The sequence below is a fragment of the Methylobacterium sp. C25 genome, from assembly GCF_021352225.1.
Lineage (GTDB): Bacteria > Pseudomonadota > Alphaproteobacteria > Rhizobiales > Beijerinckiaceae > Methylobacterium.
On sequence record NZ_JAAUVI010000001.1, the window covers coordinates 168,857 to 192,007 of the forward strand.

Sequence of the window (23,151 nt, forward strand, 5' to 3'; positions counted from 1 at the left end):
AAGTCGATCAGTCCAGCGCCCTGACCAGCTCGCGGAAGCGGTCGCCCCGGATCTCGAAGTTCCGGAACTGATCGTAGGACGCGCAGGCCGGCGAGAGCAGCACGACCGGCTCGGCCGCGTCAGACGAGGCAGAGGCCTCGGCGGCCTTCTGCGTGGCGACGTCGAGTGTGCCGCAGAGCGTGTAGGGCACCCGACCCTCCAGCGTCTGCGCGAAAGCCTCGCTCGATGCACCGATCAGATAGGCGTGGGCGACCCGGTCGAAGAGCGGCACGAGCGGAGTGATGCCGCCCTCCTTTGCCTTGCCGCCGACGATCCAATGAATGTCACGGAAAGCGGTGAGTGCCTTCTCGGTGGAATCGGCGTTGGTCGCCTTCGAGTCGTTGACGAAGAGCACGCGGCCGCGCCGCCCAACCTGCTCCATGCGGTGGGCAAGCCCCGGAAAACTCTTCAGGCCAGCGGCCAGCCGCTCGCCCTCGACACCGAAGGCGCGCACGGTGGCGGCGGCCACCGCCGCGTTCTGCCAATTATGGGCGCCGCGCAGCGAGCCGATGCCGTCGAGATCGGCGAGCACCACGTCGCCCTCGAACACCTTGGCGTCGCGCGCGATCAGCTCGGCCTCCGCATGGCCGTGGCCCTCGACATGGACGCGGATCATCGGCGCTGAGCGGCGGCTGGCGATGGCTTCGCAATAGGCGTCGTCCACGCCGACGATGGCGAGGTCGGCCGATTGCACCACGCGCTCCTTGATCGCGGCGTAGTTCTCCATCGTGCCGTGACGGTCGAGATGGTCCGGCGTCAGGTTGAGCAGGATGCCGGCGCTCGGCTTCAGCGTGGGCGTCAGGTCGATCTGGAAGGTCGAGAGCTCGACGACGTGGATGCGCTCGCGCGAGGGCGGCTGCAGCGAAAGGATCGCCGTGCCGATATTGCCGCCCATCTGCACGTCGTAGCCGGCACTGGCGAGTACATGCGCGATCAGTGCGGTCGTGGTCGATTTGCCGTTGGTGCCGGTAATGGCGACGAAGGGCGCGTCGGGCGCGATGGCCGCGCGCTCGCGGCAATAGATCTCGATGTCGCCAATGATCTCGACGCCGGCCGCCTTGGCGAGGCCGACGGTCCAGTGCGGTTCCGGATGAGTCAGCGGCACGCCGGGCGCCAGAACGAGCGAGGAAAAGCCGCTCCAATCGGCCGTGCGCAGGTCGCAGACGGTGATGCCCTGCTGCCGAGCGCGCTCGGCGCTCTCCGGGCTGTCGTCCCAGGCGATCACCTCGGCGCCCCCGGCCTTGAGAGCGTGGACCGTGGCGAGGCCGGAGCCGCCGAGGCCGAACAGGGCGATTCTCTTGCCGGCAAAGGTCGTGGCGGGGGTCATCAGCGCAACTTCAGCGTGGCGAGGCCGGCCAGCGCGAGGATTACGGCGATGATCCAGAAGCGGATCACGACCTGCGCTTCCTTCCAGCCCTTCTGCTCGAAATGGTGATGGATCGGCGCCATTCGGAAGACGCGTTTGCCCGTGAGCTTGAACGAGGCGACCTGGATGATCACCGACATCATCTCCAGCACGAACAGCCCGCCGACGATGGCGAGCACGATCTCGTGCTTGGTAGCGACCGCGATGGTGCCGAGCAGGCCGCCCAGCGCCAGCGAGCCGGTGTCGCCCATGAAGATCTGCGCGGGCGGCGCGTTGAACCACAGGAAGCCGAGGCCCGCCCCGATCACCGCGCCGCAGACTACGGCGAGTTCGCCGGTGTCGCGCACGTAGTTCACCTGCAGGTAGCCCGCGGTGAAGGAGTTGCCGACGAGATAGGCGATGAAGCCGAAGGTGCCGCAGGCGATCATCACCGGCACGATGGCGAGGCCGTCGAGGCCATCGGTGATGTTTACGGCATTACCCGCGCCGACGATGACGAAGCCGGCGAAGATCACCCAGAACCAGCCGAGATTCAGCAGCGCGTCCTTGAAGACGGGGAAGGCCAGCTCGTTCTGGAGGCTGGCGGGCGAATAGTAGGAGATCAGCACGCAGGCCGCGCCGGCGATGGAGGCTTCGAGCAGCAGCCGGAACTTGCCCGAGAAGCCGAGATGCGACTGCTTCGTCACCTTCAGGTAGTCGTCGTAGAAGCCGATCGCGCCGAAGCCCACGGTCACCGCGAGGGTGATCCAGACATAGTGGTTGCGCGGATTGGCCCAGAGCAGCACGGCCACGAGGAAGCCGGCCAGAATCATCAGGCCGCCCATGGTGGGCGTGCCGCGTTTCGTCAGGTGCGTGGCCGGGCCGTCCTCACGGATCGGCTGGCCCTTGCCCTGACGCAGGCGCAGCAGGGAGATGATCCAGGGCCCGAACCAGAACACGAACAAGCCCGCCGTGAACAGCGCGCCACCGGTGCGAAAGGTGATGTAGCGGAAGACGTTGAGCGCGTTGAAGCTGCTGCTCAAGTCCGAGAGAAGAAAGAACATGCGTCTGACAGTCGCCGCGGGCTCTGGTCGCGTCCGGCGGCAAGGTCTGCGCCGGTCAGCGAGGTCGGGAGGGCACGGCCGCGCCGGAAGGCAGCCGCCATCGAGGGGTCAGGGGGCAGCCTTGAGTTGCGCGTCCCGCGGATCGGTGGCGCTCGCATAACGGGCCTTCACCGCTTCCACAATCCTGCCCATCCGGATCGAGTTCGAGCCTTTCACCATCACGGCATCGCCGGGACGGAGGCGATCGAGCACTGCGTCGACGAGCTCTGCCGAGGTCGCGGCGGCTGCGCCGCGGTTCGCCACGGGCAGCGCCTCGAACAGGTGGCGCATCATGCTGCCTGCCGTGAAGACGAGATCGATTCCGTTGGCGCGCACCGCATCGGCGAGCTCGCGGTGATGCTGCTCGGAGGACGGCCCGAGCTCGAGCATGTCGCCGAGGACTGCGATCCGGCGGCCACGGCCCGTCACCTCGATGCCAGCGAGCGTCGACAGGGCGGCGCGGATCGAGGCCGGGTTGGCGTTGTAGCTTTCGTCGACCAGGAAGGCTTCGCCCTCCTTGATGGTCAGGGCCGTGCGCTCGCCGCGCCCAACGGGCGGCTTCAGACCAGCAAGCGAGATCGCCGCGCGGGCGAGATCGGCCCCGAGGGAATGGACCACCGCGAGGACGCCGAGGGAATTCATCGCGACGTGCCGCCCGGCCGTGCCGAGCTGGTAGGTCACCGGCACGCCCATCACCGTCGCGTCGACCACCGAGAGGTCGGGACGCGTAACGATGCGGTTGGCGCGCACATCCGCCTCTTCGTGCTCGCCGAAGGTGACGATGCGGCCGGCCCGCGAAGCCTGCGCATGGGCCAACAGCCGCGGAAAGTTGGGGTTGTCGCGGTTGATGATGGCGACGCCGCCGGGTTCGAGCCCGGAGAAGATCTCGCCCTTCGCGTCGGCGATGGCCGAGAGCGACCGGAAATGCTCGATATGGACCGGCTCGACGGTCACGACGAGCGCCACCTGCGGGCGGACTTGCGCTGTCAGCGGCACGATCTCGGCAGCGTGGTTCATGCCGATCTCGAAGACCCCGTAGCGGGCGTTCTCCGGCATCCGAGTCAAGGTGAGCGGCACGCCCCAATGGTTGTTGTAGGAAGCGACCGAGGCGTGGGTTTCGCCTTGCGCGGAAAGGACGTGGCGCAGGGCTTCCTTTGTGCCGGTCTTGCCGACCGAACCAGTGACCGCGACGATGCCGGCATGCGAGCGGGCACGCGCTGCGCGGCCAATGGCGCGCATCGCATCGAGGACGGGGTCTTCGCCGGTCTCCGGCACTGCGAGGACGGGCCCGAAGCTCGAAAACTCCCCTGCCCTGCCCTGCGCGACGACCGCCGCGCCTGCCCCCTTCTCCAGGGCCGACCGAACGAAGTCGTGCCCGTCGCGCGTCTCGCCGCGGATGGCGAAGAACAGATCACCCGGCTGAAGCGTGCGGGTGTCGATCGAGGCGCCCGTGACGGAGTGCGGCTCGCCCTGCAGGCTGCCGCCAGTGGCCGCCTGCAACGCCTCGCGCGTCCAGAGCGGCGTGTCGCCGATGTCCATCGTCACCCCTTCAGCTCAGCGATAGCGGCGCGAACCGCTTCGTGGTCCGAGAATGGGAGCACCCGGTCGCCCACGATCTGGCCGGTTTCATGACCCTTGCCGGCCACGACCAGCACGTCGCCGGGTCGCAGCTCACGCACCGCAGTACGGATCGCCTCGGCGCGGTCGCCGATCTCTTCTGCGTGCGGAGCCTGGGCCAGGATCGCGGCGCGGATCGTGGCCGGCTCTTCGGTGCGGGGGTTGTCGTCGGTGACGATGACGCGGTCAGCGAGGCGCTGGGCGATCTCGCCCATGATCGGGCGCTTGCCGGTATCGCGATCGCCGCCACAGCCGAAGACCAGAACGAGGCGCCCGCTCGCGAAGGGGCGGAGCGCCATCAATACGTGCTCCAGCGCCTCGGGCTTGTGGGCGTAGTCGACGAGGCAGAGGCCGCCATTGGCCTCGCCGATGCGCTCCATACGGCCGGGCACGCCGGTCAGCGTCTCGAGCGAGGCGAAGACGCCGGCCGGATCAGCAGCACCTGCCGGCGTCGCCAGCGCGAGACCGGCGGCGACGAGAGCATTTTCGATCTGGAACTCGCCGGCGAGCGGCAGCCGAACGGTGTAGGTGGTCTCGCCGTCCTTGCCGGGTCCGCGCAGGCTCAGGGCCTGTGAAAAGCCCTCCGGCCGCACGTCCTCGATGCGAATGTAGCGGCCGGCGCGGCCGGTGGTGCGGACCTCGTGGCCGGCCGCGTCGGCCGTACCGATGACGCGCTCGGCATAGGCTCCGTCGGCATTGACGATTACCGGCCGGCCCTTCGGCAGCAGCGTCGTGAACAGTCGGAGCTTGGCCTCGAGGTAATCCTCGACGGTCGGGTGATAATCGAGGTGATCGCGGCCGAGATTGGTGAAGCCGGCCGCCGCCAACGCCACACCATCGAGCCGGCGCTGCTCGATCCCGTGCGAGGAGGCCTCCATGGCGAGGTCGGTGATGCCGTCATCGGCGAGCCGCGCCAGGGTCTCGTGCAGGGTGACCGGGTCGGGCGTGGTCAGCGAGCCATACGCCGCGCCCTTGTTGGTGACGATGCCGACGGTACCGAGGCTGGCAGAGTCCCGGCCGAGCCGCGACAGGATCTGACGGACGAAATCGGCGACCGAGCTCTTGCCCGCCGTACCGGTGACGGCCACGACGGTCTCCGGCTGACGGCCGGAGAGGCGGGCAGCAGCAAGCGACAGGGTGCGTCGGGCATCGGACACCGCGATCCAGGCAGTCTCGGCCGGAAGGTCGGCCGGGCGATCGCCCTCCCCTGCCACGGCGACGGCGCCGGCAGCGGCGGCCTTGGCGGCGAAGAGCCGGCCATCGGCCTTGGTCCCGGGGATCGCAACGAAGACGCCGCCAGGGACGACCTTGCGGCTGTCGGCGGTGATGCCCGCGACGGGCCGGTCTGCAACGTCGGCGTCGGGGAACAGGCTGGTGAGCGTCGCGCCGCTCACCGGCCGTCGACCATGTTCGCGTGGTAGGCGCCGGCCTTGACCATCAGCGGGAACGGCCTCGCGGGCGGATCGAATTGCGGCGGCAGGCCGAGGATCGGCGCGACGCGCTCGATGATCTTACCCGTCACCGAACCCGAATTGTAGGCCGCCGTGGCGTAGCCGCCGGTTTCGGGCAGGCCCTGCGGCTCGTCCATCAGCGTCACGAAGAGATATTTCGGATCATTCATGGGCGAAGCCGCCATGAAGGTCGTGAACAGCCGGTTCTTGTTGTAGCGACCGCCGATCACCTTCTCTGCCGTGCCGGTCTTGCCGCCGACATAGTAGAGCGGGATCGAGGCCTTCTTGGCCGAGCCCTCGGTGGCGTTGAGGCGCATGATGAAGCGCATGGCCTCGCTGTTCTGCGCCGAGAGCACGTGGGTGGCCTTGGCGCGAGCCGTGGCTTCGTCCCGCTTGAGGAAGGTCGGGACCATGTAGTCGCCGCCGTTGATGATGGCCGCGACGGCAGCTGTCGCCTGGATCGGCGCGACGGCGATGCCGTGGCCGAAGGCGATGGTGATTGTGTTGATCTCGCTCCAGCGCGGCGGGAGGATCGGCGAAGCGCTCTCCGGCAGCTCAGTGCGCATGCGGTCGAGCAGGCCCATCTTCCGGAGGAAGGCCTGGTGACCGGGGATGCCGACGCCGAGCGCCATCTTGGCCGAGCCGATATTGGAGGAGTGCGTGAACACCTCCGGCATCGTCAGGACGCGGCCTGTCGCATGGTAGTCGTGGATGGTCTGACGGCCCCAATGCATCGCGCCGCCGCGGGTATCGAAGGTTGAGTTGACGTTGTACTTGCCGGAATCGAGCGCCATGGCGAGGGTCATCGCCTTGAAGGTCGAGCCCATCTCGTAGACGCCGACATTCATGCGGTTGATGCGATCGGGCGAGAGCGCGTCCTTCGGCTCGTTCGGATCGAAATCGGGATAGGATGCGAGCGCGATCACCTCACCGGTGGTCACGTCGAGGATCATCGAGGCGCCGGCCTTGGCCTTGAAGTGCTCGATACCCTTCACGAGCTCGTCGCGCACCGCGAATTGGGCGCGCAGGTCGAGAGAGAGCTGAACGGGCGCGAGGTCCGTCTGCTTGGCGACGAAGCCGAGGCTGTTGAGGGCGCCATTGCCCTGGTTGTCGATGTATTTCTCCATACCGGCGATGCCGATATTGTCGAGGTTCGTCGCGCCGATAATGTGGGCCGCGGCGACGCCGTTCGGGTAGACGCGCTTGTGATCGGGCAGGAAGCCGACCCCGGGCAGGCCGAGGCGGTGGACCTCCTGCTGCTGCTTCGGCGTGATCTCGCGTTTGACCCAGACGAAACCCTTCTTTGTCGAGAGCTTGGCGCGCAGCTCCGAAGCGTTCAGCTCGGGCAAGACGGCGGTGAGCAGCTCCGTCGCCTCGTCCTTGTCATAGATCTTGCGCGGCTCGGCGAAGACCGAGACCGTACGGATGTCGGTGGCCAGGATCTCGCCGTTGCGGTCGATGATGTCCGGCCGGATCGCCGTGGTGGCGGCGGCCGCGATGCGGTGGTCGTCGCTGGCGCTCGGGCTCGAGGCCATGATGATGAGCCGAACCGAGATCGCGCAGAAGACGGCAGCGAAGCCGAGCCCGACGATGCCGACGCGGGTGTAGGAGCGCTCGATGGCGAGGCGGAACATCGTGCGCCACAGCCGCACCAGGAACGCATCGCGCGGCTCCGTCGCGACGATACGCTCGGGCACATCGGTCTCGACGTAGACCTGCTGCTCGGCTTGGTCGTGCGGCACGGCCTCGTGGGCCTCGTGCTCGCTCGCGACCGGCGCGTCCTGATCCTGCGGATGATATTCGGACACGGGACCTACCTCGAAGCCGTGGTCGGCGTGCGGGTGTTGACGGTACGGGTCGTGGTCGAGCGGGTGATCGAGCCCGTGGTGCGCGGCTCGTCAGCCCGAGCCACGGTCTTCTCCTTCGGCGTCGAGGTCGCGGCGAGAAGCCGGCCGATCTCGTCGCCTCGGTCGGGGCGCGCCGGCAGGTCGGACATGCGGGCGAGATGCTCGACGCCGATCGGCTCTAGCGCCAGGTGGCGCTCGACCGCGGCCTGAAGCCGGTCCGGACGGGTGAGGAGCTGCCACTCGGCGCGCAGCACCGCGATGGCTTGGCGCTCGTTGTGCAGCTGGCTCTTGAGCTTCGAGACCTGCGCCGCCTGATAGAGCGTGTCGTATTTCGTCGAGTAGGCGTGGACGGCCGACGCCATCAGCCCGAGCACAGCGAGGATGTTGAGGATGCGGATCACCGACGCGATCCTCCACGAAGTGCGGCGGTGGCCGGAAGGATGGCGAGGTCCTGAACCGCATCGAGCGGCGCGGGCACGGGGGCATCGGTGCGCTCGGCGGCACGTAGCTTGGCGGAGCGTGCGCGTGGGTTCGCACGGCACTCCTCGTCGCTCGGCAATACCGGCCCCTTGGTCACGGGTGCGAAGCTCCGCGGCACCGGACGCTCGACGCTCGGAACGTGACGCGAGGCCTGGACCGCGCGGCCGCTGCGGGCCGAGAGAAACTGCTTTACGATGCGATCTTCCAGCGAATGGAAGGTCACCACCGCGAGACGGCCGCCGGGGCGCAGGATGCGCTCGGCAGCGTGGAGAGCGGCGACCAGCTCTCCGAGTTCGTCATTCACTGCGATGCGCAGGCCCTGGAAGCTACGCGTGGCAGGATGGATGTGGCTGCCGGGCTCGGCACGGACCACGCCAGCGATCAGCTCGGCGAGCTGGCCCGTGGTTTCGATCGGCCCGCGGCGGCGGGTCTCGATGATGGCGCGGGCCACGGCGCGGGCGCGGCGCTCCTCGCCGTAATGAAAGAAGATGTCGGCGAGCGTCGCCTCGTCGGCCTCGTTGACAAGGTCGGCGGCACTCTCGCCTTCGCTCGACATGCGCATGTCGAGGGGGCCGTCGTTTCGGAAGGAGAAGCCGCGCTCGGCCCGGTCGAGTTGCATCGACGAGACGCCGATATCGAGCACCACCCAGTCGGCCCCGGCTTCGCCCTGCGCCTCGACGAGAGAATCCAACAAACTGAACCGGCCCTCGACGAGACGGAGTCGCTTGCCGGCCTTCTTCTGGAGGGGGGCACCGGCGCTGATGGCAGTGGTGTCGCGATCGATCGCGACGACGCGAATCGAGGGGTCCACGTCGAGTAGGGCGCGGGTGTAGCCGCCCGCGCCGAAGGTGCCGTCGACGGCGAGGCCCGGTCCCTTCAGGGCGAGCGACTCGATCACCTCGGCAAGCAGGACGGGTATGTGGGTGCCTTCGGCGGCGGCAGTTTTGCTGCGCGGGGAGCGGCTCACGAAACGACCTCCCGTGCCAATGCTGGAATCGAAGCCAACTGCGGAATCTGGGATGCGATCCAGCTCATGCGTTCCTGCAGGGCGCTTGGGGCGCGCAATGGCGGTTCGGACGGAGACGTCGCGGCTGGCAGGACGCCGGCCAAAAGCTCGCGCAAAACGGCTCCCCTCACAACCAGGGCGAGAGGTGGCCGATCCGAAAATCACCTTTAGCGGGTTCGAGCCGGGTACCATGGGGTTTCGAGCGCCGTCAACGAGCGTGGCCGAACGGAAATGCACCCCTCGATAAAGACCCGAGCAAGGTTAACCGAGCGTCAACCGAGGCCGGGATTCCGACCGGAAACGGCACTGGAAAGCGGGGAGATCAGCCGGCCTTTAAGCCGGGTTCTGTAGGGCCCGGATACCTTGCGGCACCCGGACGTGGCGGCCATTCCTCTGGGACGGTCGTCACCGACCGCCTCGAGCAACCAACCCGGGCGACGGGCCTGGAGAGCCGGCCTGCCCTCCCCTCTCGGGGAATGCGTGTCACCCCTATTCGGTCTTGCACCCGGTGGGGTTTGCCATGCCGTCCGCGTTGCCGCGTCCGCGGTGCGCTCTTACCGCACCCTTTCACCCTTACCCTGCAAGCAGGGCGGTCTGCTCTCTGTGGCACTGTCCCTGGGGTCGCCCCCGCCGGACGTTATCCGGCACCGTCTCTCCATGGAGCCCGGACTTTCCTCCCCGTGCGAACACGGAGCGGCCGCCCGGCCGGCTGATCCGGGGCGGATGTGCGCCGCGCGGAGCGATGCGGTCAAGGACATTCGCCATCCCGGCCATCTGCCCAAAGTTCGGGCCTGCACGGATTTGCGGCGATCCATTGCCGGCGCAGGGACACAGCGCCAAACTCACTCCCAAGGAGGCCGCGCGCCTTTGTGCGCCGGGCCTGCCATTACGCGTGAAGGAGGTCTCGCCATGACGGAAACGAACTGGACCCTGGAAACCGTCCACCAGTTGCGCACACTGGCTCGCGAGGGCGTGCCGGTGCCGGTCATCAGCATGCGGTTGAAGCGGCCGGTGGAAGCCGTGACCGCCAAGCTCGCCGAACTCGGGATCACGCCGGCGGTGAGCGTTTAGACTTCACCCTCGTCATCCCGGGGCGCTCCAGGCGAACCCGGGATCCGGAGAGGGAATTATCTACCAGCTTCCCGTATTCTCCATCGACTTCCACGGCTCCTGCGGCTCCTTGGCCCCGCCCTTCTGCAGGAGTTCGATCGAGATGCCGTCCGGCGACTTCACGAAGGCCATGTAGCCGTCGCGCGGCGGGCGGTTGATGGTCACGCCCTTGTCCTGCAGTCGCTGGCAGAATGCGTAGATGTCGTCGACCTGATAGGCGAGGTGTCCGAAATTCCGGCCGCCCGAATAGGTCTCGGGATCCCAATTGTGGGTCAGCTCGATCAGCGGCGCCTTCTCGGCCTCGGCCTGCGCCACGTCGTCGGCCGCGGCGAGGAAGACCAGGGTGAAACGGCCCTTCTCGTTGTCGACCCGGCGGACCTCCTTGAGGCCAAAGGTGTTCACGTAGAAGTCGAGCGCCTTGTCGAGGTCCGCCACGCGGACCATCGTGTGCAGGTATTTCATCGTCGTATCCGGGCTGAGTGCTGTGACAGGTGAGATGGCCTCTCGCTAGCACCCGTCAACGGTTGCGCTCGGGCGCAGCGGACTCGATAGAGGGCGCACTCCGTCCGAGCCGAAGGTCGAGCCCGCATGCGCACCGAGACGCCCCCGACGATCCGCCTCGCAGACTACCGCCCCAGCGATCACCTCATCGACCGGGTCGATCTCGACATCCGTCTCGATCCGCATGCGAGCCGGGTGACGGCCGTGCTGGCTTTGCGGCCAAACCCCGAGGGCAAGGACGGCACGCCGCTTATTCTCGACGGGGACGAGTTGAAGCTCGTGGCCGTGGCCCTCGACGGAGAGGTGCTGCTGGAGAACGCCTATACGGCGACGCCCTCCGGCCTGACGATCCATCGCCCCCCGCAGCGCCCGTTCACGCTCTCGATCGAGACCGAGATCGACCCGACGGCCAACACCAAACTGATGGGCCTCTACCGCTCGAGCGGGGTGTACTGCACCCAGTGCGAGGCGGACGGCTTCCGCCGCATCACCTATTTCCTCGACCGTCCCGACATTCTCTCGATCTACACCACGCGCATCGAGGCCTCGCGAGAAGAGGCGCCCGTGCTGCTCGGCAACGGCAATCCGGTCGAGACCGGCACGGTGAAGGATACCGACCGGCACTACGCGATCTGGCAGGACCCGCATCCGAAGCCCGCCTATCTTTTCGCGATCGTCGGTGGTCGCCTCGGCAGCGTCACCGGACGCTTCAACACCTCGGAGGGCCGCGAGGTCGGCCTGGGCGTCTATGTCGAGCCGGGCAAGGAGGCCCGTGCCGACTATGCCCTCGACGCCGTCGCCCGCTCCATGAAGTGGGACGAGGAGGTTTTCGGCCGCGCCTACGATCTCGACGTGTTCAACGTCGTCGCCGTGTCCGACTTCAACATGGGCGCGATGGAGAACAAGGGCCTCAACATCTTCAACGACAAATACGTGCTCGCTTCGCCCGAGACCGCGACGGACGCCGACTATTCCAACATCGAAGCCATCATCGCCCACGAATACTTCCACAACTGGTCGGGCAACCGCGTCACCTGCCGGGACTGGTTCCAGCTCTGCCTGAAGGAAGGCCTCACGGTCTTCCGCGATCAGGAATTCTCGTCCGACATGCGCTCGCGCGCCGTGCATCGGATCAGCGAGGTGCGCACGCTCCGCGGCCGCCAGTTCCCGGAGGATGCCGGCCCGCTCGCCCATCCTGTGCGACCCAAGCAATATGCCGAGATCAATAACTTTTACACGGCGACCGTCTACGAGAAGGGCGCCGAGATCGTGCGGATGCTCAAGACGCTGATCGGCGAACAGGCCTTCCGCAAGGGAATGGACCGCTACTTCGCCGATAACGACGGCACCGCAGCCACCGTCGAGGACTTCCTGGCGGCCTTCGCGACAGAGACCGGCAGCGATCTCTCGCATTTCGCCCAGTGGTACGAGCGGCCCGGCACGCCCCGCATCGCCGTCTCCGGCCACTACGATGCGGCGGCAAAAACCTACCGGCTCGATGTCCGGCAGACCCGCCCCGGCGCGGGCGCCGATGCCCCACCCCTCGTGATCCCGGTTGCGCTTGGGCTCATCGGCGAGGACGGCCCGCTCGACGCGACGAGCGATCGCGTGAAGGACGGCGTCTTTGTACTCGACAAGGCCGAGGACAGCCTGACCTTCGAGAACGTTGCTGCTCGGCCGGTGCCATCGCTCTTCCGCGATTTCTCGGCACCGGTGCGGGTCGAGATCGGCCTGAGCGACGCCGAACGCCTGACCCTGCTGCGCCACGACACCGACGCCTTCAACCGCTGGGAATCCGCGCAGCGCGTGGCGCTTCGCATCATCATCGAGGCCGCCCGCAGCGGCGCCGAGCAACTCGATGGGGCCGAGAGTCTCGCCGATGCGCTCGCCGCCTTCCTCGACCAGGAAGCCCTCCATGATCCGGCCTTCGCAGCGCTGATGCTAGCTCTGCCGAGCGAGGGAGAGATTGCCAGCGAGATCGGCGCGAACATCGATCCCGACGCGATCTTTTCCGGCCGACGCCGCCTGCGGCAGACGATCGCCGCGCGGCTGCACGATCAACTCGTTTCGCTACGCGAGAAACTGGCCGCTCCTGCCGGTGCGCCCTTCAGCCCGGATGCCGCCTCGGCCGGCCAGCGCGCCTTCCGGAACGCCGCTCTCGACCTGATCGCGGTGGCCGACCCCGAACGCGGCACGGCGCTGGCCCGCGAGCAGATTGCCGGCGCCACGACCATGACCGACCGCCTCGCCGGCCTCGCCACGCTCTCGCAGATCCCCGGCGAGGCCCGCGAGACCGAGCTGACTGCCTTCGCCGAACGCTACGCTGCCGAGCCGCTGATCCTCGACAAGTGGCTCGCCATCCAGGCTGCCATCCCTGAGGACGGCAGCCTTGCGCGCATCGGAGCGCTCCAGCAGCACCCCGCCTACTCGATCACCAATCCGAACCGCGTGCGCTCGCTCGTGGGCGTGTTCAGCCTGTCGAACTCCACACAGTTCAACCGGGTGGACGGCGCCGGATATGCGCTGGTCGCCGAGACTGTCTTGGCGCTCGACAAGCGAAACCCGCAGATCGCCGCGCGCCTCCTCACCGCTTTCGGCTCCTGGCGGCAACTGGAACCGGCGCGGCGCGCTGCAGCAGAGGCAGCCCTGCGCGGGATCGCCGGAACGGACGGCCTGTCACGCGACGTCGCCGACATCGCGGGTCGCAGCCTCCAGGTGTGAGGACAATCTGCGAAGAACATCGACGTCGAAAAGCAACATCAGCCTATACTGAATATCACGATCTGGCATGCCAGATACCCGACCGTGTTTCTATCAACTTGGCTCGGCACGATGGAATTGAGGCCGATGCCTAATTCAATGACTGTATTTCCAAGACTTCGCTTGCTTTTCCCCTTCTGTGCCCAGAAAGCGCTGCAACCGTGAAAATCTCAGGGTGGAAAACATAAATTAACTTACGGTGGTCAAAAGTCGGGCACTCCTTCGCCGGCCATCATTTCGGACGTCCGGCAGATGAGATGATTGCTGCGGACGGGCCATGCGCGATCCAGTTGCCCTTCTTCTCACGGACCGCCCCGACCGGAGCGCGCAGATTGCTGCTGCGCTGGAGCCGGCAGTGGATTGCCACGTCCTCGGGATGGACGAGGCCTGGACCGAGTCCACACCGCTCGCCGGCATCATCGCGGATGTCGACATCGTTCGCTCCGAGGCGAAGCAGACCGTGCGCAAACTGCGCGAGCTGGCCGTACCGGGCGACGCCCCGCTCGTGCTGCTGATGCGCAATCGCAGCGCGCGCAGCTTCGCCGACGCCAAGTCCGTCGGCGCGGATGTCTGCCTTGCGGCGCGCACGGCACCTCACGTCGTCGCAGAGACGTTCCTGGCGCAGACGCATCCGCGGCGCGAGCTGATCGATCTCACCATCACCCGGGCCATCGGGCGAGCAGGACGCGCCCTGACGACGCTGCTCGACGCGGCGCGGATGGACCAGTCGCTCGACGTCGATGCCTTCGAAATGGGCGTCGATCCGATCCTCACCGCCGTGGCGGATGGAGGGCTCGTGCGCTGGCTCGACATCGTCTGGAACTTCGACGATGCCACATACCAGCACTGCATGCTGGTCGCCGGGCTCGCGGCCGCCCTGGCGCTGCATGTCGGGTTCTCGGCCAGCGATCGGCTGCATCTGGTGCGCTCGGCGCTGATCCACGACATCGGCAAGGCGAAGATCCCGCTCGAGATCCTCAACAAGCCGGGCCGGCTCGACGAGAACGAGATGCGCATCATGCGCACGCACGCCGCCCTCGGCCACGAGCTGCTCGTCAAGGCGACCGGCTTCGATGCCGAGACCCTGGACGTCGTGCTCCATCACCACGAGATGCTCGATGGATCAGGCTATCCGGACGGCCTCAAGGGCGATGCGATCAGCGACCGCGTCCGCCTGATCACGATTTGCGACATCTATGCAGCCCTGATCGAACGCCGGCCCTACCGCGCGCCGATGGGCCACGAAGAAGCGCTGCGAGTTCTGCGCGGCATGGGCAACAAACTCGACCTCGACCTGCTGGCGGCTTTCGAGCAGGCCATCGTCAAGCGCTGAGGGCAGCCCGTCCGGGTGCTCGGCACGCGGCGTGATGGCGCGATAGCGGCCTTGGGCGTTTGCGGTGACGCGAGGAGCGCCACGTCGCCAACCGAGCCGACAAACTGCCGCAGATTCTCGCAGCGACAGTTTCGCAACACCGCCCGGAAAACCGGCCCCGAAATCCGCGCTTGCCGGCTCCAAAACCCGCGGCCGTACCAAATTCCGACACGCCCATTCCGAAAACGAAAAAGCCACCCCGACGCGCTTGCGGCCAGGAGACTGAGTCTTGTCCGCTAAGACACTGCGACGGATGGGCTTTTCAGAGTCTCACGGAGAAGCTCGCCGAGTCGCATCATCGTTAAAGAGTCAACAAAACGATCCATAAAAATCGTGGACAAATCGCCCGTCCGAGTGCTCAATATGAATACGATTCGTGGTGGGGCGTGAGTGACCGCTGCGGGGCGTTTCAGCCGATTTTGAGTGGGGGTTCTCATGCCGGAGGCGGTTTCCGCTTCCCTGGCCGCGAGCGTGCGCGCCGACACGATCCTCGGGATCCGGCGACCGCGAAATCCGGCCCATGAACGGGTGATGCGGGCCGAGACTTGGCTGCGTATCGCCGTCCCGGGAATGCTCGCCGGCTTCCTGCTCTGCCTGCTCGCCGTCCTCACACTTCACCTGCGCCTCCAGCATGCCGAGGCAGTCCGCATTGCTCATCTAGAAGTCGAGGGTCTGGCGCGCCTGACCGCGGCAGCGTTCGGTGAGAACGGCATCTCCGGCGAGACCAACAAGGGCTCGGCTCAGGATCGACTCCATGCCCTGATGTCGTCCGGCGCCCAGGCCGGCCGCCAGATCTTCGTCGCCGGACGCGACGACCGGATCGTCGCCGCCTACCCCGCATCGGGCCGTTTGCCATCGACTCTCACCGCCGTGCTCGGAGCCGACCAGGCCATCGGCACCCTGGCCGAGACCGCCGGCGCGATGATCCTGCGCCTCGCCGACGGCGCCGAGGTCATCGCCGCGGTTCACAGCCTGCCCAACGGCACGGGACAGGTCGCGGTGATCCGCCCGGTCGCGCATGTGACGGCAGCCTGGCGGGAGCGGCTCTTCACGCTCGCCGTGCTGTTCGGCGCCACCGCGCTGGTCGTCGTCGGAATCGGTGCGGCCTACACGCTCCAGAGCCGGCGGGCCCATGCTGCCGACCGGGTCTGCGACGAAGTCCGCCGTCGGCTCGACACGGCGCTCGGCCGTGGCCGCTGCGGCCTGTGGGACTGGGACATCCCGCGCGGCGAGATCTTCTGGTCGGATTCGATGTACGCCATGCTCGGCTACCCAGCCGAGAAGGGCCTTCTCTCCTTTGGCGACGTCAACGACCTGGTGCATCCCGACGATGGCGACCTCTACAGCCTCGCCCGTCAGCTCGCCGCCACGCAATCGACCATCGATCACGAGTTCCGCATGCGCGGCGCCTCCGGCGAGTGGGTCTGGCTGCGCACCCGCGCCGAGATCGTTCACGACGAGGCCGATGGCAGCCGCCACCTTGTCGGCATCGCCGTCGACGTGACCGAGCAACGGAAGCTCGCCGAGTCCAACGCCACCGCCGACATGCGCCTGCGTGATGCGGTCGAGGCGATCTCCGAGGCCTTCGTGCTCTGGGACGACCAGAACCGCCTCGTCCTATGCAATTCGAAGTTCCGCGACCTGCATGCGCTGGCCGCCGAGGATGCCCAGCCCGGCCGCCGCTACGCCGACATCATGGGCCGTGGCGTGCTGCCCCCCGTCCGGCGCGAACTGCCCGATGTCGGCCGCGCCAGCCCCTCCGCCCGCACCTTCGAGGTCGAGCTGACCGACGGGCGCTGGCTTCAAGTCTCCGAGCGACGCACGAAGGATGGCGGCTACGTCTCGGTCGGCACCGACATTACCGGCCTCAAGCGCCAGCACGACAAGCTCGTCGTCTCCGAACGCGAGCTGCTCGCCACGGTGAAGGATCTCAAGCGCTCCCGTCGCACTCTCGAGCTCCAGACCCACCAGCTTGCCGACCTCGCCGAGCAGCATCTCGACCAGAAGGCCAAGGCCGAGATCGCCAACCAGGCGAAATCCGAATTCCTCGCCAACATGAGCCACGAGCTGCGCACGCCGCTCAACGCCATCATGGGCTTCGCGGACCTGATGGAGAGCGAGGTCTACGGACGGCTCGGCGATCCGCGCTACGTCAGCTATTGCCGCGACATCCAGGAGAGCGGCACCTACCTGCTCTCCGTCATTGACGACATCCTCCACATGGCCCGGATCGAGGCCAAGCGCGTCAGCCTCGATCGCCGCGAGATCGCCGCCACGGAGGCGGTGCGCGACGCCGTGAAGCTCGTCGAACTCGCCGCCAAGGCCAAGGGCGTCCGCCTGCGGGTCGAGATGCAGCCGAGCCTTCGCCTTCTCGCCGACGAGCGCGCGCTGATCCAGATCCTCGGCAACGTGCTGCAGAATGCGGTGAAGTTCACGCCATCCGGCGGCCGCGTGTTGGTGCGGGGCCGCAGTTGCGGCACCAATGTCCATCTCTTCGTCGAGGACAGCGGCATCGGCATTCCGAAGGCCGCGCTGGCCAAGCTCGGCAAGCCGTTCGAGCAGGTCGAAAACAACCTCACCCGCAGCCACCGCGGCTCGGGCCTCGGCCTCGCCATCGCTCGCTCGACGGCGGAGCTGCATGGGGGCGCCCTGCGCATCCGCTCGGATGTCGGCGTCGGCACCATCGTGATGGTGCGCCTGCCCGCCCCAACACCGGAGCGACTCGCCGCTCTGTCCCGGCCAAGTTCCGAGGTCACGGTCGATTCTCTGAGGCTCGTCTCGGGCGCCACGCAGAGGCCCGACGACAGGTCTGCCGCAGCCGGCTGAGCATCTTTAGAATTGCTCTAAGCTATCCATTTCATGCAGCCCGGCCATGCCGTCGGGAACATTCGCTTTCGTCGCTCATTCATCGGGCGTGAGGCGCCGCTCCCAGAGTGACGAGCGGATGCCTCGAAGCCATTCACGGCATACCCGAACGGAGAGCGTCCCATGGCCAAGGCCAAGCCGAACCTGCGCGTCGCCAGCGACCGCCTCAACACCCCGACCGATCTCGATCCAGCCGATACCAAGAAGATCGCCCAGGGCCTCACGATCCTGGCCTCGGATCTCCTGGCCCTCTACATCAAGACCAAGAACTTCCACTGGCACATGAGCGGCCCGCATTTCCGGGATTACCACCTGCTCCTCGACGAGCAGGGCGAGCAGATCTTCGGCATCATCGACGATGTTGCCGAGCGCGCCCGTAAGATCGGCGGCACCACCCTGCGCTCGCTCGGCCAGGCCGAGAAGCTGAAGCGCGTGCCGGATAACGACGCCGACTACGTCTCGCCGCTCGACATGCTCGCGGAGCTGCGCGACGACAACCGCAACCTCACCGCCAACATGCGCGAGCTGCACGAGGTCACGGACGAGGCCAACGACGTCTCGACCACCAGCCTGCTCGAAGAGTGGATCGACCAGTCCGAGCGCCGCACCTGGTTCCTCTACGAGATCACCCGCGACGCCACGCAGGGCGGCCACTGAGCTGCCCTCTCCTCACGGCAACAGGAAAAACCCCGCATCGCAGGATGCGGGGTTTTTTCGTGCTCCGAGGTGAAGCCGGCGGTTAGGCCGCTTCTTCGATCTCGTCCTCGCGCACGGCGCGCTCGGCGACGCCGGAGCGGATCCGGTAGGAGACCTCGCCGGAAGCATCCGCCGGCATCAACCGGACGATCTCGGCAATCTCGCCGAAGCCGGTCTTGTCGTTGGTGGGGGTCGGTCCGAGGCGCTTCACGCGCTGGCCGAGCTTGTACTTGTGGGACATCGCGTCCTCCTCGTCTCGTGGGGTCCGCGCGGCGCTCAGCGCCGCAGCTTGATCTTGGCCTTGCGGGCCGCGTAGCGCGCGTCGCGCTCGGCCTTCTGGGCGGCCTGCACGGCGCGGGCGCGCTCGGCGGCGGCTTCGAGCTCGGCGGCCTTGCGGGCGATCTCGGCCTGGCGGGCGGCCTCGGCCTCGGCGGCCTTCCGCTCTTCCTCGGCGATGCGGGCGAGCTCGCGCTCCTCGGCGCGGGCAGCGCGGGCCTCGGCGATGGCCTTACGCTCGGCATTGCGAGCGATCACGGCCGGATCGTCGGCGCTCGGGCGCTGCCGGAAGCGCTCCACCATGGCCTGGCGGGCCTTCTGCTGCGCGGAGAGACGATCGTCGAGGGCGTTCTGGTTGATGAAGCTCACGTAGTGTCCTTGTTGCGGCCGCGGCCCCGATGGCCCGGCCTGGAAGGGGCAGGTTACGACAAAAGAAGAAGCCGCCCCATCGGGAGCGGCTTCGTTAGCGGTTGCGGAGCAGGGCTCACGCGTTCTGGAGGCTACCGGCCGACTGCTTGCCCGAGCGGCGATCGGTCTCCATCTCGTAGGAGATCTTCTGGCCCTCGACGAGGTTGCGCATGCCGGCGCGCTCGACGGCGGAGATGTGCACGAAGACGTCCTTCGAGCCGTCATCCGGCTGGATGAAGCCAAAACCCTTCGTTTCGTTGAACCACTTGACGGTGCCGGTGCTCATAGTCGTCCTTGTCGCTTCGCAGGAAATCATGCGCAGTCGTTCGACCATCGTGAGACGGCGAACGGTTCGATAACCGATAGAAGACGAGAAATTCCGAACCGCCCTGCGAAGGCGTATACGGCCCAAATTCCGGGCTTAGATCGATAACGGGTAAGTAGACCCTCGCGCTCCTCTCGGCAAGAGCAGCGCAGAAATTGCACGAAAACCGCGCCGGAATTTGTCGGCACATCGTCGTGCCGGACGTGTTATTGATAGGCACCCTCTGCGCAATCCGGTGCCTTGGGCAATGCCGGAGCCGTCCGTATCCGGACCACGACTCTCCGTTCCAATCTGCCGCCCGTTTCCGGGCCGGCGCACGACGCTCAGAGGATAGATCATGGCGCATAACAGCACGAGCGGACGCACGCCCGGCCTCTCGATGGCCGAGTTCAACGCCCGCGCCAAGAAAATCGCCGCGTCCACCGGCGACATCGAGAAGGGCGATGCGCGCCGCTCGCCGCCCGCCCGCTTCCGCCGCGACAAGGCTCCCCCGAGGCCCGAGGCCTCCGAAACGACGGAGACGACCGAGGCCACCGAATCCACCGAAGGCTGACGCCCATGCCCTCTCCGCTTCCCGGGGAGGGCCCTTTTTTGGCGCGCAAACCCCTTGCGAGCCACGCGCCCCCGGTAGTGTCGTCTACCGTACAGTGCTAGCCTCCCCGCACTCGCGGTTCGATCCTTCGGCATCCCGCGAATGTGAGCACGGTGCTCCTGCCCACGCGAGCGGAGCACGTTATGGCTCGCTACTTCTTCAATGTGTACGACGGCTACACGGCGCGAGACGCCGAGGGCACGGAGCTGCCCGACCTGAAGTCGGCCCAGATGGAAGCGATCCGCCGTTCCGGTGAGTACATCGAACGCGAGTCGACCCGGCTGAAGCTCGGCGAAGATTGGACGATGGAGGTCACCGATCGCGACGGCCTCATCCTGTTCCGGCTCGCCTTCTCGGTCGTCGACTCGGCGGCCACGCTGGACGGCGACCTGGAACCAAATCTCGATTGAAATGTATGGTTTCGTACAGATCGAACCTGGAACGCACTCGTGGCCCGCTACTTCTTTGACGTCCACAACAATGGCGACTCTGACTGGGATGAAGCGGGCACCGAATGCGCCGATCGGTCCGAGATCGAGAAGGCCGCAAAGTCGCGCATGAAGGCTTTCGCCGCGCGGTGCGCCAAACAGGCTGCGCCGGTCACGCTCGCGGTATTGGCGGCCGATGGTGGGGTCGTTCTCACGGCATACGGCGTTGGCGAAGGGCTGCACCTGTTCTGGCGCTAAGCGCCCGTCGCCGGCGCTTTCTGCATTCCGATCGCCCTCGGCGCCCCGTCGAACCGCGCCTCCGCGGTCTCATCGCGTCCAGGGCCTCGCAGGAGGGCACCGGAGATACCACGACGCGACACGAAAAAAGCCGCTCCCGAAGGAGCGGCTTTCTCGTCGTATAGGCCCGGCCCCGAGGAGCCTGGCGAAAGCGGTGTCGAGGCTCAGGCAGCCTGGAGCTGGCTTGCGGCCTTCTTGCCGGAGCGCTTGTCGGTCTCGAGCTCGAAGGAGATCTTCTGGCCCTCGATCAGGTTGCGCATGCCAGCGCGCTCGACGGCGGAGATGTGCACGAACACGTCCTGGCCGCCATCATCCGGCTGGATGAAGCCGAAACCCTTGGTTTCGTTGAACCACTTTACAGTGCCGGTCGCCATGTCAGTCCTTGGTCTTCGCAGGCTTCTCGAGTGGAGAGCACTCCGCGCGGACGCGAAGGGCCGGAGATACCGATAGGGGTGGAAACGACGGGGTCGCCCTGCGAAGGAGTCACGACCCGGAAAGTCCGGCCACAGATCGATCGAAGGGAGATGGGGCCGCAGGTCGGGATGGCAAGGCAGGCGACCGCTCCGACCTCAGATCCACGTATGTGGGACGTCGAAGCAAAGGGGAGGCTTCGGTGCCCGGAAGCGGTTGTCTCGCCATGCACCCCTCGCAGCGCCGAGCCAACGAGACTTTCGACCTGTGGCTGCGATCAGCCAGGGGTTTCGAGGCGCCGCGTCGTCAGCGAAGAAAGTTCGCGGGCACCGGCGAGCGCGCATTGAGCAGGGTGATCGTCACCCGTCGGTTCGGCGCGATGTAGGGATTGTCGGGGAAAACCGGCTCGGTGTCGCCGCGTCCCACCACGGAAGCGAAGTTGTCGTTGGGAACCCCGGCCCCCGACAGGATCTCGCGCACGGAGAGCGCACGCCCGGCGGTGAGGTTCCAGGGTTCGCCGGCATTCGACGAGCCCGGGCGCGCGGCGGCCGTGTAGCCGGTGATCGACAGGCGGTTGGGCAGCCGGCGCAGTGCGGGCGCGAGCGCCTCCAGCACGCGACGCGTGCGGTCGTAGGGGTCGACAGAGCCTTCGCGGAACATGGAGCGGCCGTCCTGGTCCACGAGGGACACGTTCACGCCCTCCTTGGTCGTCTCGAAGACGATGTTGCGCGACAGCTCGGCATATTCGGGCATCTTCTGAAGCGCCTGACGGAGGCTTGCTACGGCGCTGAAGTCGGCCTCCTCGCTGGCGGCTGAGCGGCTGGCATCGAGGTCGCGGGCACGGTCGGGACTGGTGGAGGACGCTCCCGGCTTCCGCTCGGCAGAACCCGTCTCAGCTTCGCTGGGCGTCGCCGGCTTGTTGCCTGAACTGTCCAGGGCTCTGCCGTGCAGAATTCCGCCAGCACCACTGTTTGACGGGCTCAAAGCCGCCGGCGCGAAGTATTCCGCCAGACCGATCTTCTGCTCCTGCGTCGTCATGCTGATCAGCCACATCAGCAGAAAGAACGCCATCATGGCGGTCACGAAGTCCGCATAGGCGATCTTCCAGGCCCCGCCATGGTGTGCGTGACCGTGCTTCTTGACCTTCTTGACGATGATCGGCTGGATGGCCACGGCCGTCGAGTCCCTGTTGGAGATCGGGTCGGATCTCGTGCGATTTCCGCCGAATTGGTTGGCGGTTCGGCGATCAGAAAGCCCGCAACATCAAAAGTTTGGGGCGTTTTCGGTGGTCCGGGGATCACCGAGCGCGTTAGGCCGGCAGGGCGGCGGTTGCCTCTTCCACCTCGCTGAATGTCGGGCGCACGTCGCTCATCAGAGCCTTGCGAGCAAATTCGATGGCCATCACCGGCGGCTGGCCGCCGATATGGGCAAGCAGCCCCACTTTGAGTGAAATGTAGTATTTGGACTCGGCCTCGAAGAGGCTTCTGAGCGACTGCGCCATGGGCCCGAAGAAGCCATAGGCGATGAAGACGCCGAAGAAGGTGCCGACGAGCGCGCCACCGATCAGATGTCCCAGCACCTCCGGCGGCTCCTTGATCGCGCCCATCGTCTTGATCACGCCGAGCACGGCGGCGACGATGCCGAGTGCCGGTGTTCCGTCGGCGAGCGACTGCATGGCCGACACGACACGCTCCCGCTCCTGGTGGTGCGTCTCGAGTTCCTCATCCATGAGAGCCTCGATCTCGTAGGCGTTGTTCGCGCCAAGCGTCACCATGCGCATGTAGTCGCAGACGAACTCGACCGCGTGGTGGTTCGCTGCAAAGGTCGGGAAGGCGTTGAACAGCGTCGACTCGCCTGGATTTTCGATGTGCGGCTCGAGCGCCATCAAACCTTTTTGTTTGACAAGCTTGAACAACGAATACTGCATTCCCAGTAGTTCGACATAGGATTGCTGATTGTATTTGGGGCCCTTCACCAGCGTGCCCAACATGGAGGGCACGGCCTTGAGCACCGGCCCGATGTTGCCGATGACGAAGGCACCGATCGCCGAACCGAGGATGATGACGAACTCGTAGGGCTGCCAGAGGACTTCCAGATGGCCGCCCATCTGTGAGTAGCTGCCGAAGACACAGCCGAAAACGATCAGTATGCCGACAATCAGCCGCATAATTTGCCATCCCTGCGCCGCGGCAGATCCAGCCCGCACGAAGCTCCCAACGATC

General features: G+C 66.7%; 22 protein-coding genes and 1 other RNA gene. 8 read left to right on the forward strand and 15 right to left on the reverse strand.

What is annotated here, in order from left to right:
- Positions 1 to 7: 7 nt before the first annotated feature.
- The 8 genes from murD to rnpB all read right to left on the reverse strand — a co-directional run bounded on the left by murD (position 8) and on the right by rnpB (position 9,601).
- Complete coding sequence (gene murD / locus HCU64_RS00825; RefSeq protein ID WP_233381906.1) at positions 8 to 1,366, reverse strand: UDP-N-acetylmuramoyl-L-alanine--D-glutamate ligase; 1,359 nt, start codon at positions 1,364 to 1,366, stop codon at positions 8 to 10.
- On the reverse strand, positions 1,366 to 2,448 hold the full coding sequence (gene mraY / locus HCU64_RS00830) for a phospho-N-acetylmuramoyl-pentapeptide-transferase (protein ID WP_233381907.1): 1,083 nt from the start codon (positions 2,446 to 2,448) through the stop codon (positions 1,366 to 1,368). The genes murD and mraY overlap by 1 nt, the downstream gene beginning before the upstream one ends.
- A 108-nt stretch (positions 2,449 to 2,556) precedes the next feature.
- Positions 2,557 to 4,026, reverse strand: coding sequence for a UDP-N-acetylmuramoylalanyl-D-glutamyl-2,6-diaminopimelate--D-alanyl-D-alanine ligase (locus tag HCU64_RS00835; protein ID WP_233382860.1), 1,470 nt, complete (start codon positions 4,024 to 4,026; stop codon positions 2,557 to 2,559).
- A gap of 2 nt (positions 4,027 to 4,028) precedes the next feature.
- The gene (locus HCU64_RS00840) at positions 4,029 to 5,498 is read right to left on the reverse strand and encodes a UDP-N-acetylmuramoyl-L-alanyl-D-glutamate--2,6-diaminopimelate ligase (RefSeq protein ID WP_233381908.1); all 1,470 of its coding nucleotides are present in this window, start codon (positions 5,496 to 5,498) and stop codon (positions 4,029 to 4,031) included.
- Positions 5,495 to 7,252 carry a peptidoglycan D,D-transpeptidase FtsI family protein gene (locus tag HCU64_RS00845; RefSeq protein WP_233382861.1) on the reverse strand — a complete coding sequence of 586 codons (1,758 nt, stop codon included), beginning with the start codon at positions 7,250 to 7,252 and terminating at the stop codon, positions 5,495 to 5,497. The genes HCU64_RS00840 and HCU64_RS00845 overlap by 4 nt, the downstream gene beginning before the upstream one ends.
- A 116-nt stretch (positions 7,253 to 7,368) precedes the next feature.
- Positions 7,369 to 7,803: a cell division protein FtsL gene (gene ftsL / locus HCU64_RS00850; RefSeq protein ID WP_233381909.1), complete on the reverse strand. Its 435-nt coding sequence runs from the start codon at positions 7,801 to 7,803 to the stop codon at positions 7,369 to 7,371.
- Positions 7,800 to 8,849, reverse strand: coding sequence for a 16S rRNA (cytosine(1402)-N(4))-methyltransferase RsmH (gene rsmH / locus HCU64_RS00855; protein ID WP_233381910.1), 1,050 nt, complete (start codon positions 8,847 to 8,849; stop codon positions 7,800 to 7,802). Before rsmH ends, ftsL begins: the two co-directional genes overlap by 4 nt.
- 357 nt (positions 8,850 to 9,206) lie before the next feature.
- Positions 9,207 to 9,601: RNase P RNA component class A (rnpB, locus tag HCU64_RS00860), an RNA gene on the reverse strand.
- A 196-nt stretch (positions 9,602 to 9,797) separates the two neighbouring features.
- Between rnpB and HCU64_RS00865 the strand changes: the two genes are divergently transcribed.
- Positions 9,798 to 9,959, forward strand: coding sequence for a hypothetical protein (locus HCU64_RS00865; protein WP_233381911.1), 162 nt, complete (start codon positions 9,798 to 9,800; stop codon positions 9,957 to 9,959).
- A gap of 60 nt (positions 9,960 to 10,019) precedes the next feature.
- Here the strand turns inward: HCU64_RS00865 and gloA are convergent, their stop codons facing one another.
- Entirely contained in the window at positions 10,020 to 10,460 is a 441-nt protein-coding gene (gene gloA, locus HCU64_RS00870) for a lactoylglutathione lyase (RefSeq protein ID WP_233381912.1), read from the reverse strand.
- Between the two features lie 126 nt (positions 10,461 to 10,586).
- Between gloA and pepN the strand changes: the two genes are divergently transcribed.
- The 4 genes from pepN (at position 10,587) to HCU64_RS00890 (ending at position 18,153) form a co-directional block, all read left to right on the forward strand.
- Positions 10,587 to 13,220, forward strand: a complete 2,634-nt coding sequence (pepN, locus tag HCU64_RS00875) for an aminopeptidase N (protein WP_233381913.1) — start codon at positions 10,587 to 10,589, stop codon at positions 13,218 to 13,220.
- A 316-nt stretch (positions 13,221 to 13,536) separates the two neighbouring features.
- On the forward strand, positions 13,537 to 14,592 hold the full coding sequence (locus HCU64_RS00880) for an HD-GYP domain-containing protein (protein ID WP_233381914.1): 1,056 nt from the start codon (positions 13,537 to 13,539) through the stop codon (positions 14,590 to 14,592).
- A gap of 474 nt (positions 14,593 to 15,066) precedes the next feature.
- Positions 15,067 to 17,457 (forward strand): PAS domain-containing sensor histidine kinase, encoded by a 2,391-nt coding sequence (locus tag HCU64_RS00885; RefSeq protein ID WP_233382862.1) that lies wholly within the window; start codon positions 15,067 to 15,069, stop codon positions 17,455 to 17,457.
- A gap of 162 nt (positions 17,458 to 17,619) precedes the next feature.
- Positions 17,620 to 18,153 carry a Dps family protein gene (locus tag HCU64_RS00890; RefSeq protein WP_233381915.1) on the forward strand — a complete coding sequence of 178 codons (534 nt, stop codon included), beginning with the start codon at positions 17,620 to 17,622 and terminating at the stop codon, positions 18,151 to 18,153.
- Positions 18,154 to 18,235: 82 nt separating this feature from the next.
- Here HCU64_RS00890 and HCU64_RS00895 read toward each other — a convergent pair whose 3' ends face one another.
- From HCU64_RS00895 to HCU64_RS00905, 3 genes are all read right to left on the reverse strand, one after another.
- Entirely contained in the window at positions 18,236 to 18,433 is a 198-nt protein-coding gene (locus HCU64_RS00895) for a hypothetical protein (RefSeq protein ID WP_233381916.1), read from the reverse strand.
- Positions 18,434 to 18,468: 35 nt separating this feature from the next.
- Positions 18,469 to 18,837: a DUF6481 family protein gene (locus HCU64_RS00900; RefSeq protein ID WP_442785884.1), complete on the reverse strand. Its 369-nt coding sequence runs from the start codon at positions 18,835 to 18,837 to the stop codon at positions 18,469 to 18,471.
- 115 nt (positions 18,838 to 18,952) lie between these two features.
- On the reverse strand, positions 18,953 to 19,162 hold the full coding sequence (locus HCU64_RS00905) for a cold-shock protein (RefSeq protein WP_183508121.1): 210 nt from the start codon (positions 19,160 to 19,162) through the stop codon (positions 18,953 to 18,955).
- A gap of 376 nt (positions 19,163 to 19,538) precedes the next feature.
- Here HCU64_RS00905 and HCU64_RS00910 point away from each other — a divergent pair, with 376 nt between their 5' ends.
- From HCU64_RS00910 to HCU64_RS00920, 3 genes are all read left to right on the forward strand, one after another.
- Entirely contained in the window at positions 19,539 to 19,754 is a 216-nt protein-coding gene (locus HCU64_RS00910) for a hypothetical protein (RefSeq protein WP_233381917.1), read from the forward strand.
- Positions 19,755 to 19,936: 182 nt separating this feature from the next.
- Positions 19,937 to 20,203, forward strand: coding sequence for a DUF6894 family protein (locus HCU64_RS00915; RefSeq protein ID WP_233381918.1), 267 nt, complete (start codon positions 19,937 to 19,939; stop codon positions 20,201 to 20,203).
- A 39-nt stretch (positions 20,204 to 20,242) separates the two neighbouring features.
- Positions 20,243 to 20,479, forward strand: a complete 237-nt coding sequence (locus HCU64_RS00920) for a DUF6894 family protein (protein ID WP_233381919.1) — start codon at positions 20,243 to 20,245, stop codon at positions 20,477 to 20,479.
- A 203-nt stretch (positions 20,480 to 20,682) separates the two neighbouring features.
- On the opposite strand, the gene HCU64_RS00925 is transcribed toward HCU64_RS00920, so the two are convergent.
- The 3 genes from HCU64_RS00925 to motA all read right to left on the reverse strand — a co-directional run bounded on the left by HCU64_RS00925 (position 20,683) and on the right by motA (position 23,096).
- Positions 20,683 to 20,892 carry a cold-shock protein gene (locus HCU64_RS00925; RefSeq protein ID WP_183508124.1) on the reverse strand — a complete coding sequence of 70 codons (210 nt, stop codon included), beginning with the start codon at positions 20,890 to 20,892 and terminating at the stop codon, positions 20,683 to 20,685.
- 343 nt (positions 20,893 to 21,235) lie between these two features.
- Positions 21,236 to 22,096, reverse strand: coding sequence for a flagellar motor protein MotB (locus HCU64_RS25390; RefSeq protein ID WP_442785911.1), 861 nt, complete (start codon positions 22,094 to 22,096; stop codon positions 21,236 to 21,238).
- Positions 22,097 to 22,238: 142 nt separating this feature from the next.
- Positions 22,239 to 23,096, reverse strand: coding sequence for a flagellar motor stator protein MotA (gene motA, locus HCU64_RS00935; protein ID WP_233381921.1), 858 nt, complete (start codon positions 23,094 to 23,096; stop codon positions 22,239 to 22,241).
- Positions 23,097 to 23,151 lie beyond the last annotated feature (55 nt).